Source organism: Thauera aminoaromatica S2, assembly GCF_000310185.1.
GTDB classification, from domain to species: domain Bacteria; phylum Pseudomonadota; class Gammaproteobacteria; order Burkholderiales; family Rhodocyclaceae; genus Thauera; species Thauera aminoaromatica.
In genome coordinates, this window is sequence record NZ_AMXD01000124.1 from 1 (window position 1) to 10,985 (window position 10,985).

General features: G+C 69.7%; 9 protein-coding genes and 1 pseudogene. 1 reads left to right on the top strand and 9 read right to left on the bottom strand.

What is annotated here, in order from left to right; genetic code table 11:
- Nucleotides 1-234, bottom strand: a pseudogene (locus tag C665_RS15435) (YeeE/YedE family protein); the annotation flags it as partial.
- Nucleotides 235-247: 13 nt separating this feature from the next.
- A complete protein-coding gene (locus C665_RS15440) occupies nucleotides 248-1,243 on the bottom strand; it encodes a sulfurtransferase (protein ID WP_004321574.1) in 996 nt (331 codons plus the stop codon).
- A 229-nt stretch (nucleotides 1,244-1,472) separates the two neighbouring features.
- Here C665_RS15440 and C665_RS15445 point away from each other — a divergent pair, with 229 nt between their 5' ends.
- A complete protein-coding gene (locus C665_RS15445) occupies nucleotides 1,473-2,264 on the top strand; it encodes a DUF3750 domain-containing protein (protein ID WP_004321575.1) in 792 nt (263 codons plus the stop codon).
- A gap of 81 nt (nucleotides 2,265-2,345) precedes the next feature.
- Here C665_RS15445 and C665_RS15450 read toward each other — a convergent pair whose 3' ends face one another.
- The 7 genes from C665_RS15450 to C665_RS15480 all read right to left on the bottom strand — a co-directional run.
- The gene (locus C665_RS15450; RefSeq protein ID WP_004321577.1) at nucleotides 2,346-3,269 is read right to left on the bottom strand and encodes a DMT family transporter; all 924 of its coding nucleotides are present in this window, start codon (nucleotides 3,267-3,269) and stop codon (nucleotides 2,346-2,348) included.
- A gap of 344 nt (nucleotides 3,270-3,613) precedes the next feature.
- Complete coding sequence (locus C665_RS15455; protein ID WP_004321579.1) at nucleotides 3,614-4,327, bottom strand: ABC transporter ATP-binding protein; 714 nt, start codon at nucleotides 4,325-4,327, stop codon at nucleotides 3,614-3,616.
- A complete protein-coding gene (locus C665_RS15460) occupies nucleotides 4,327-5,160 on the bottom strand; it encodes an ABC transporter ATP-binding protein (protein ID WP_004321581.1) in 834 nt (277 codons plus the stop codon). Before C665_RS15460 ends, C665_RS15455 begins: the two co-directional genes overlap by 1 nt.
- A complete protein-coding gene (livM, locus tag C665_RS15465) occupies nucleotides 5,157-6,488 on the bottom strand; it encodes a high-affinity branched-chain amino acid ABC transporter permease LivM (protein WP_004321583.1) in 1,332 nt (443 codons plus the stop codon). Before livM ends, C665_RS15460 begins: the two co-directional genes overlap by 4 nt.
- Nucleotides 6,488-7,402 carry an ABC transporter permease subunit gene (locus tag C665_RS15470; RefSeq protein WP_004321584.1) on the bottom strand — a complete coding sequence of 305 codons (915 nt, stop codon included), beginning with the start codon at nucleotides 7,400-7,402 and terminating at the stop codon, nucleotides 6,488-6,490. Before C665_RS15470 ends, livM begins: the two co-directional genes overlap by 1 nt.
- A 209-nt stretch (nucleotides 7,403-7,611) precedes the next feature.
- On the bottom strand, nucleotides 7,612-8,706 hold the full coding sequence (locus tag C665_RS15475; RefSeq protein ID WP_004321586.1) for a branched-chain amino acid ABC transporter substrate-binding protein: 1,095 nt from the start codon (nucleotides 8,704-8,706) through the stop codon (nucleotides 7,612-7,614).
- Between the two features lie 346 nt (nucleotides 8,707-9,052).
- A partial coding sequence (locus C665_RS15480; RefSeq protein ID WP_004321588.1) for an L-glutamate gamma-semialdehyde dehydrogenase occupies nucleotides 9,053-10,985 on the bottom strand: 1,933 nt, incomplete at its 5' end.

Below are 10,985 nucleotides of genomic sequence, written 5' to 3' on the forward strand. Positions count from 1 at the left end.
GAGCGCCGCTGCCAGCACCATCAGCAGCATCTGCGCCCACAGGCCCTGCGGGTCGCGGCGCTCGATCATGTCGCGCCAGCCGGTGGTGAAGCCGAAACGTGCGCCCTGCAGTACCGCGCCGAAGCCAACGCCCAGCAGCGCGAGCAGGCCCTGGCGCAGGCCAGCCGCCAGCGTCACCGCGAGCACGCCCGCGAGTGCGCCGAAGACCAGCAGGAATCGGAAGAACCAGCGCATCGTCGCGTCCGCCTTACTTGTCGAGCGCGCGCTTGGCGTCCTGCACCAGCGCGCTCAGGCGCGAGGGCTGGTTGTCCATCGGGAGCTCGGACTGGCTCCATTCCACCACCGAGGAGGGGTAGAGCTTGACCGCCTTGTTGCCGGCGATCTCCGACATCACGAACCAGTTGGTGGCGGCCCAGTGGCCGGTGTTGCAGAAGGACACCGCGGGTGCGGCGGCGGCGCCGGACTGCGCGACCAGGGCCTTGAGCTCGCTCGCCGGCTTGAGCGTGGTGCCGCCCTGGGGGAAGAACTGCGCGTTGTCGAACGACTTCGCGCCCGGCAGCGTACCGTAGCGCGCGGCGGCGTCGGTGCGCGTCTCGCCGGCGAAGAACTTGGGCGGGCGAGCGTCGACCAGCAGCGGTGCGTTGCCGGCCTTGACCGCGGCGGCGAGCTCCTCGCTGGTGACGACCTGCTCCTGGTCGTAGCGGTAGCTGAACTGGCTGGGCGCGACCTGCGGCGCGGCGGTCTCGAGCGCGCCGCCGGCGGCCTGCCAGGCCTTGCTGCCGCCGTCGAGGATGGACAGGCGGGTGAGGCCGCCGACCTTGAGCGTCCAGTACACGCGCGCCGCGGCGCCGAAGTCGGTGTGGTCGCTGCCGGCATGCACGACGACCACGTGGGTGTCGCGATCGACCCCGGCGGCCTGCAGGAGCTGGGTCAGGGCGGCCTCGGCGGGCAGCTGGCCGGGATTTTCCTTCGGGCCGCGATACTTGCCATAGGGGGTGTTCACCGCGCCGGGCACGTGGCCAGCGGCATAGTCCTTTTCGGCGCGGATGTCGAGCACGCGCACACCGGGCTGGCCGAGGAGGGTCTTCAGTTCGGCCGGCTGGAGCAGCGGGGCGGGGGCGGCGGTCGTCGCCACCGCGGCGGCGGGGCTTTGTCCAGTGGTGCTGGCGAAGGCGGGCGTGGCGAAGCCGAGGCTGGCGGCGAGCGCGATGGTCAGGGGAAGGGGGGCGAGTTTCTTCAGCATGGTCGTGTCGTCCGTCGGTTCCGTTTGCTGGGGGCCGGCGCGCCGGACTGCGCGGCGCTGCCATGATGCGCCGCAGAATACGGGAAAGCTGAAATACTCGAAACGTCTTTCAAAGAAAAAGTTTATAACTTTTCAGAATGAAAACGACGGCTGCGCCGGCGTAGAACTCGATGCGCGAGCGGCGATCGAAGCACAATTGGCCTTGCGGCCCCGCAACAGGAAAAACCGCTTGAACACCCTCTCGATCGGCTTGCGCATCCTTGCCGTCCTGCTGCTTCTTGCGGTGGGGCTCAGCTTCGCCAATGATCCGCGTCCCGCGGCGTCTGGCGCTGAGGGCGGCTGGCGCGGCGCGGCGCGCCACTCCGCCGGCATCGCACCCGACCCCGAGCGCTTCGCGGATACCGCGATCGTGCAGGTGTATGCCGCGGCCACCTACGGCTGGCGCGGCTACTTCGCGGTGCATCCGTGGATCATCTACAAGCGTGCCGGCGACACCGTCTACACCCGCTACGACGTCATCGGCTGGGGGCGTGGAAACGTGGTGCGGCGCAACTACGCCTTGCCCGACGGGCTTTGGTTCGGGGCCGTGCCGAGGGTGCTGGTCGAGCACCGCGGCGAAGGCGTGGAGGCGATGATCGGGCAGATCGAGGCCGCGGTGGCGAGCTACCCGCACGCGGACGAGTACCGCAGCTATCCGGGCCCGAACAGCAACACCTTCCTCGCCCACATCGGCCGCGAGGTGCCCGCGCTGCGCCTCGACCTGCCGGCGAACGCGATCGGCAAGGACTATCGCCCCGTCACGCGTCTGCTGGGCGTGTCGCCCTCGGGGTCGGGCGTGCAGTTCTCGCTGCTCGGCTTGCTGGGCTTGAGCGTGGGCGTGCAGGAAGGCATCGAGCTGAACGTCCTCGGGCTCAATTTCGGCCTCGATCTCAACCGTCCCGGCCTGCGTCTGCCCGCGATCGGCCGCCTGGGCCTCGACGACGCGTCAGTGTCCGAGCGCGGCGCCGCCGGGCTGCAGTGACGCCGAGAGGCCGGCGCGCGGGCTTCGGCAGCGCCGCGCTCCTCGCCGCCGCTTCGGGATCGATGCGTTGCGGTCGCCTCGTCAATCGCTTCCCGCGCCCTTCTCGGCCCTCTCGCCCTTCGCCGCCAGGTAGATGCCCACCAGCAGCAGGCTGAAGCCCACGAACTGCAGCGGCGCGAAGCCTTCTCCGAAGACGAGGAAGGCCATCAGCGCGCTGCCCACCGGCTCGCCCAGCGTGACCACCGCGACGAAGGTGGCAGACACGTAGCGCAGCGACCAGTTGTAGGCGGTGTGGCCGAGCAGTTGTGGTCCGAGCGCCATCGCCAGCAGCACCAGCCAGGCGGTGTTCGACAGGCTGAACAGTTCCACGCCGCCCGCGCCGCTGGCGGCGAACAGGAACAGCGCCGCGGCGCCGTAGGCGAGCCAGATGTAGGCCGGCAGCCCGAGGCCGGCGCGCAGGCGGCGGCCGATCAGCAGGTAGGCGGAGAAGCACCAGCTGCCGACGAGCGCGAGGAGGTTGCCGAACATGGGGTTGCTGCCGGCGCCGGCGGTCTGGCTGTCGCTCCAGAAGATGAACAGGCTGCCGGCGAAGGACAGCGCGATGCCGCCGATCATCATCTTCGTCGGCGTCTCGCGGAAGATGAGAAAGGAGGCCAGGCCGATCCACAGCGGGTTGGTGGTGACGAGCGCGGTGCTCGAGGCGACCGAGGTGTATTCGAGCGAGCTGATCCAGGTGGCGAAGTGGAGCGCGAGGAAGAAGCCCGCGGCCAGCGCCATGCCGATCTGCCTGCGGGTGAGGCGGGCGAGCTCATGGCGCGATTGCAGGAAGGCGACCGGCGTGATGATGAGCGCGGCGAAGCCCAGCCGCCAGGTCGCGACCGCGAGCGAGCTCACCCCCTCGGCCTGGGCGAGGCGGGCGAAGATGGCGCCGAAGGAGATCGCGGCGAGGCCGATGCCGAGGACGACGAAGGGGAGCCAGCGGGCGGGTTGGGGGGTGTGGGACATCTGGAGAGGGGCGATTGGTGGGTGAGGTGGGTCGAGAGCACCCTGAGGGGCTTCGACCGGTGGCGATGCGTGTTCGAACCGTTCGCGGGGACGGCACATGTGTGCCGGCACTCGGGCGCTTCCGGAGGCGTGGCGGTTTTCCGTAGGAGCGACGCAAGTCGCGATTGCAGCGGGCGGAAATCGCGACGGCGCTGCGGCACTACCCGATCGCGACTTGCGTCGCTCCTACCCGACGCGATGCGGCGCGATTGTGCCGCATCGCGTCGAAACCGCGGCGTTTCGTCTGATCGCGGAGCGGCCCCGGTTGGCGCCATTCCTCTCGCGTCGCACGCCTCACGCGCCTCTCAGGCGTGGCCGCCCTCCAGATACGCCGCCCGCACCTCCGGACTCGCCAGCAGTTCCGCCCCGGTGCCGGCGAGGGTGATCTCGCCGTGCTGCAGCACATAGCCGCGATCGGCCACGCGCAGGGCCTGGTTGGCGTTCTGCTCGACCAGCAGGATGGTCATGCCGTGGTCGCGGTTGAGCTCCCTGACGATCTGGAAGATCTTGCGGATGTAGATCGGCGCCAGGCCGAGCGAGGGCTCGTCGAGCAGCAGCAGCTTGGGGCGGCTCATCAGCGCGCGGCCGATCGCCAGCATCTGCTGCTCGCCGCCCGACAGGGTGCCGGCGCGCTGCGCCTGGCGTTCCTGCAGGATCGGGAACATCGCGAACACGCGCGCGGTGTCGGCGGCGTAGTTGGCCGGGTCGGCGTGCGCGGTGCCCATCTGCAGGTTCTCGATCACCGTCATGCGCGGGAAGATGCGCCGGCCCTCCGGCACCAGGGCGATGCCGCGGCGGGCGATCTCGTGCGTGTGCACGCGGGTGATGTCCTCGCCGTCGAAGACGATGCGCCCGGCGCTGGCCTTGGGGTTGCCGAACAGGCTCATCATCAGCGTCGATTTGCCGGCGCCGTTGGCGCCGATCAGGGTGACGATCTCGCCCACCTGGACCTCGACGTCGATGCCGCGCAGCGCGTGGATGTGGCCGTAATGGGCGTGCACGCCCTCCATCTTGAGCATCATGCCGCGGCCCCTCCAGTCACTTCTTCTTCCTCGTCCTCGCCCAGGTAGGCCTTGATCACCTGCGGGTCGTGCTTGACCTGCGCCGGCGTGCCCTCGGCGATCTTGCGCCCGTAGCTGATCACGCCGATGTGGTCGGACACGTTCATCACCACGCTCATGTCGTGCTCGATGAGCAGGATCGCGATGCCCATCTCGCCGCACAGGTAGAGCAGGAGTTCGTTCAGCTCCGCCGACTCGCGCGGGTTGAGGCCGGCGGCCGGTTCGTCCAGGCACAGCAGCACCGGATCGACGCACAGCGCGCGTGCGATCTCGATGCGGCGCTGGATGCCGTAGGGCAGGTCGCCGGCGGCGTCGTCGGCGAGGTGGGTGAGCTTGAGGCGCTCGAGCCACATCGCCGCGCGTTCGATCGCCTGCCGCTCCGCCTGGCGGTAGCCGGGGAGCTTGAAGATACCGGCGATGGAGAACTTCGAGGCGCGCTGCAGCACGTTGTGCTGGGCGACGATCAGGTTCTCCAGCACCGTCATCTTGGGGAACAGGCGGATGTTCTGGAAGGTGCGCACCACCTGGGCGTCGCGTGCGACGCGGTGGCTGGGCAGGGACTCCAGGCGCATCTCGCCGCGCGTGGGGTGGGCCAGGCGCAGCGTGCCGGTGGTGGGCTTGTAGAAGCCGGTGAGGCAGTTGAACAGCGTGGTCTTGCCGGCGCCGTTGGGGCCGATGATGCCGGTGATCTTGCCGGCCGGCACTTCCAGCGAGAGGTCGTCGATGGCGGTCAGGCCGCCGAAGCGCATGGTCAGGTTGCGCACCGACAGCAGGGTTGCGGGCGTGTTCATCGCGCAGCCTCCTTCGTCGCGGCAGTCTTGCCCGACGCGTTCAGGTGCACCGTCGGTTCGCGGTGCGACAGCAGGCCGCCCGGGCGCCACACCATGATCAGCACCATCGCCAGGCCGAACAGCAACATGCGGTACTCGGCGAAGTTGCGTCCGAACTCGGGGATCAGCACCAGCAGCGTGGCCGCCAGCACCACGCCCATCTGCGAGCCCATGCCACCGAGCACGACGATGGCGAGGATGATCGCCGACTCGGTGAAGGTGAAGCTCTCGGGCGAGATGAAGCCCTGGCGCGCGGCGAAGAACACCCCGGCGAAGCCGCCCAGCATGGCACCGATGGCGAAGGCCGAGAGCTTGATGTTGGTGGTGTTCATGCCCATCGCCTGGCAGGCGATCTCGTCCTCGCGCAGCGCCTCCCAGGCGCGCCCCACCGGCAGCTTGCGCAGGCGCGACACGAAGGCGTGGGTGAGCAGGGCCAGCACCAGGATCAGGTAGTAGAGGAAGATCAGGCGGTGCATCGGCGAGAATTCGAGGCCGAAGAAGCCGGCGAAGGTCTGCCCGCCTTCCGGCGCGCTGCGCGTGAAATCGAGGCCGAAGAAGCTCGGGCGCGGGATCGAGCTGATGCCGTTGGGGCCGTTGGAGAATTCGGTCCAATTCACCAGGATGATGCGGATGATCTCGCCGAAGCCCAGCGTGACGATCGCCAGGTAGTCGCCGCGCAGGCGCAGGATCGGGTAGCCGAGCAGGATCCCGAAGCTGGCGGCGAGCGCGCCCGATACCGGCAGCGCCTCCCAGAAGCTCCAGCCGAACTGGGTCGACAGCAGCGCGTAGGAATAGGCGCCCACCGCGTAGAAGGCGACGTAGCCGAGGTCGAGCAGGCCGGCGAGGCCGACGACCACGTTGAGGCCCCAACCCAGCATCACGTAGATCAGCACCGTGGTGGCGGTGTCGACCACGTAGCGGTTGTCGGAGAACACGATCGGCAGCGCGATCGAGGCGCCGAGCGCCACCCAGCCGAGCACGTTCACCACGCGCTGCGCGCCATGGGCGCGGTCGGCGGCGGTGGCGGTGCTGGCGCGGTCGCGTTCCTGCTTGCGGTTGCGCGCCTGGTCGATCGCCCAGCGCAGCAGCAGGCGGCCGGCGAACACCGCGGCCACGGCTGCGGCGAGCAGGCCGAAGCGGGTCTCCACGCCCAGCCGGCCGCCCACGTCCACCGTGGTGAGGCCGACCAGCGGGATGCCCAGGATGAGGCCGACGAAGGCCACCCAGCCGGCGTCGCGCAGACGCTCGGCCGGCGTCATCGCGTGACGCGCAAAGACGACGGCGCTCATCAGACCTTCTCCACTTCAGGCCGGCCGAGCAGGCCGGATGGGCGCAGCATCAGCACCAGGCACAGGATGCCGAAGGTGGCGACGTCCTTGTATTCCGCCCACAGGTAGGCGGCCCAGAAGGATTCGATCAAGCCGATCAGCAGGCCCCCGAGCATCGCCCCCGGCAGCGAGCCGATGCCGCCCAGCACCGCCGCGGTGAAGGCCTTGATGCCGGCGAGGAAGCCGATGAAGAAGTCCACCACGCCGTAATACACCGTGACCATCACCCCGGCGACCGCGGCGAGCGCCGCGCCGAGCATGAAGGTGTAGGAGATGGTGCGGTCGACGTTGACCCCGAGCAGCGCGGCCATGGTGCGGTCCTGCTCGCAGGCGCGCTGCTGGCGACCGAAGGGGGTCTGCGTGATCATCCAGGTGAAGGCGCTCATCAGGATCACCGTGGTGACGATGATCAGCATCTGGCTCCAGCCGATCTGAACCGTGAAGCCCGGCGCCTCCCACAGCACGATGCCGCCTTCGAGCACCGGCGGGATCGGCTTCACGCGTGCGCCCTGGGTGAGCTGCACGCTGTTCTGCAGGAAGATCGACATGCCGATCGCGGAAATGAGCGGCGCCAGCCGGGTCGAGCCGCGCAGCGGGCGATAGGCGGTGCGCTCGACCGCCCAGCCGTAGGCCGAAGTGAAGAAGATCGACACGATCAGCACGAAGGTGAGCGCGAGCGGGATCGAGGTGACGTCGGCCGCGGCGAGGATGGTGAAGGCGGTGACCGCGATGAAGGCGCTCACCATGAAGATGTCGCCATGGGCGAAGTTGATCATGCCGATGATGCCGTACACCATCGTGTAGCCGATGGCGATCAGGCCGTACATGGCGCCGAGCGTGAGCCCGTTGATCAGTTGCTGGAGTGCATAGGCCACGATGTCTCCTGCTGTGGCGGTGCGGATGGCGCGGATCCCGCTCGGGGCCGCGTCCCTGTAGGCGCGGCGCAAGCCGCGATGACGCGCTGGATCGGAAGTCGTCGCTCGCAACCCGTCGCCGGCCCCCTGTCTCCTTGTTGGCCGACGGGGGCACGGACACCGGCGCCGCGATTGCGGCGCCGAAGACTCGGGTGGGACGGGCTTGCGACTTACTTCGCGTAGTCGTACTTGCCGCCCTGCCAGCGATAGACCACGAAGCCCGGCGCCTTCTGGTCGCCCTTGGCGTCGAAGGCGAGATCTCCGATCACGGTCTTGAAGCTGCCGCCGCGCATCGCCTTCTCGAGGTCGGCGTACTTGGTGCTCTTGGCCGTGGTGGCGGCCTGCTCGAAGAGCTGCATCGCGGCGTAGGCGTAGAGCACGTAGCCTTCGGGCTCGGTCTTGGCGGCGCGGAACTTCTCCACCACCGGCGCGGCGTCCGGGTTCTTGCGCGCGTCGGGCGAGAACGTGAACATCACGTTGTCGGCGGCCGGGCCGGCGGCGGTGACGAGCTCGGAGTTGGTCATCGTGTCGCCGCCCATCACGGTGAGCTGCAGGCCGGCGGCCTGGGCCTGGCGCAGGATCAGCGCGACCTCGGTGTGGTAGCCGCCGTAGGCCATGACCTCGACGCCGGCCTGCTTGAGCTTGGTGACGATGCCAGAGTAGTCCTTCTCGCCGGCGGTGATGGATTCGCGCAGCGCGGGCTTCAGGCCCTTGCCTTCCATCGCCTTGGCCATCTCGTCGGCGAGCCCCTTGCCGTAGGCGCTCTTGTCGTCGACCACGGCGACCTTCTTGCCCTTGAAGTGGTCGGCGATGTAGCCGCCGGCCACCAGGCCCTGCTGGTCGTCGCGACCCATGATGCGGAAGACGTTCTTCAGGCCGCGCTCGGTCACCTGCGGATTGGTCGACACCGTGGCCATCGGGATGTCGGCCTCGACATAGACCTCGGAGGCCGGGATCGTCGAGCTCGAGCACCAGTGGCCGTGCATGAACACGATGCCCTTGTTGACCATGGTGTTGGCGACCGACACCGCCTGCTTCGGGTCGCAGGCGTCGTCGCCGACCTCGAGCTTCAGTTTCTGGCCGAGCACGCCGCCGCGGGCGTTGATGTCGGCGATGGCCATCTCCGCGCCCTTGCGGATCTGGTCGCCGGCGGAGGCGTACTGGCCGGTCATCGGACCGGCGATGGCGACCGCGAGGTCGGCCAGGGCGGCATTCGAAAAGCCGCCGAGTGCGAGGACGGCGGTGGCGAGCAGGGTCTTTTTCATGAAACGTCTCCTTCGTGGTTGTGGTTTTGGGCCTTGGACGGGGCAGACGGCGCCAAATGGGGCCATCTGCGTCCGGCAAAGGTAAGCGAATTTTTCAAAATTGCCATCCGTGATGGCCCTAGCTGCGACTACCGCGCAGGTTCGTTGTCATCCAGCACCCCTCCGGGGGCATCCGGAAGTGCGTTGGTTTTCCGTAGGAGCGACACAAGTCGCGAATGCAGCGGCTCCGATGGCGCCGCGCCGGATTCCGTGCGCTGAAGATCGCGACTTGCGTCGCTCCTGCGGGCAGGTCCACTCCTCGCCGGGTTGCCAGCGCTGCCGCGGTGCGGGCGCGAATCGCGCACACTCATGCCCCCATCGCCATCAGGCTGGCGTTGCCACCCGCGGCGGCGGTGTTGATCGACAGGGTGCGTTCGTGCACCAGGCGGCCGAGGTCGTAGTCGGGGCAGGGCTGCAGCAGCTGCAGGATCGGGCCGCTGCGCCCGGCGACGCGCACCTGCAGCGCGTCGGCCTCGGCGTCGCTGCCGTCGAACAGCACCGCGCCGAGCGCCTTGTCGAACCAGGCGGCATCCACCGCGACGTATGCGCGCAGCGCCTCGGGGAGCGCGGCCTGCACCGTGCGTGCGGCGGCGCGGTCGGCGAGCAGCAGGCGATTGCCGCTGGCGAGCGCCGCCATCACCTGATGCAGCACGGCGGCCGCGCTGTCCGCCACGCCGGCGATGGTGCCGCGCGCGGTGAAGCGCAGGCTGTCGTCCTCGCCGGTGGGGCCGGGCAGCGCCAGGCGCAGGCCAGCAATACGGCGCGCACGGCAGGCGTCGGCGCGGTCGCGTAGCGCGGCGAGCTCGTCGCCCTCGAGCAGGCCGCGGCCGGCGCCGTCCAGCCATTCCAGGAAGCCGGAGAACGCGGCATCCGCGGCGCGGGTTTCGTCGCTGTCGGTCACCGCGAGCGCGCCATCGGCCAGCACCGGGCCGGGCGTACGCGCAAGCAGCCGGTGCAGGTAGAGCGGTCCGCCCGCCTTCGGGCCGGTGCCGGACAGGCCCTCGCCGCCGAAGGGCTGCACGCCCACCACCGCGCCGATGATGTTGCGGTTCACATACAGGTTACCGACGTGCGCGCGCGCGGCGACGCGCTCCACGGTCTCGTCGATGCGGGTGTGCACCCCCATGGTGAGGCCGTAGCCGCTGGCGTCGATCGCGTCGATCAGGCTGTCCAATTCGGACGCGCGGTAGCGCAGCACGTGCAGGATGGGGCCGAACTGCTCGCGGCCCAGTTCGCTCAGGGCACCGATCTCGATGATCGACGGCGCGACGAAGGTGCCGTGCGCGCATGCGGCGGGCAGCGGCAGGCGGGTGATGCGGGCGCCCTTGGCAAGCATCGCGGCGACGTGGGCCTCGAGACCGTCGCGCGCCCCGGCGTCGATGACCGGGCCGATGTCCACGCGCACGTCCGCCGGATTGCCCAGGCGCAGTTCGGCGAGCGCGCCCTGCAGCATGTGGAGGACGTCGTCGGCGATGTCCTGCTGCAGGCACAGCACGCGCAGCGCCGAGCAGCGCTGGCCGGCGGAGTCGAAGGCGGAGGCGAGGACGTCCGTCACCACCTGCTCGGGGAGTGCGGTGGAGTCCACGATCATCGCGTTCTGGCCGCCGGTCTCGGCGATCAGCGGCACCTTGCCGCCACGCGCGGCGAGGCTGCGGTTGATCAGCGCGGCGACCTCGGTGGAGCCGGTGAACATCACCCCACGCACGCGCGCATCGGCCACCAGCGCGGCGCCGACGGTCTCGCCGCGGCCGGGCAGCAACTGCAGCGCTGCAGCCGGGATGCCGGCCTCGTGCAGCAGGCGCACTGCATGGGCGGCGATCAGCGGGGTCTGCTCGGCCGGCTTGGCGAGCACCGGATTGCCGGCGGCGAGCGCGGCGGCGACCTGGCCGCTGAAAATCGCCAGCGGGAAGTTCCACGGGCTGATGCACAGCACCGGACCGAGCGCCACGTGGCTGGCAGGGTCGAAGCCACGCGCCTGCTGGGCGTAGTAGCGCAGGAAGTCGACCGCCTCGCGCAGCTCGGCCACCGCGTTGGCCCACGACTTGCCGGCTTCGCGCACTGCAAGCGCGAGCAGGGTGTCGGCCTCGCGTTCGAACAGCGCCGCGGCGCGCTCCAGGCGTTCGCTGCGCGCCGCAGCCGGGGTGGCGGCCCAGTTGGCTGCGGCCGCACTGGCGGCGGCGAGCGCGTGCTCGAGGTCGTCGGTCGTCGCTTCGGCGACGCCGCCGACGACCTCGCCGCGG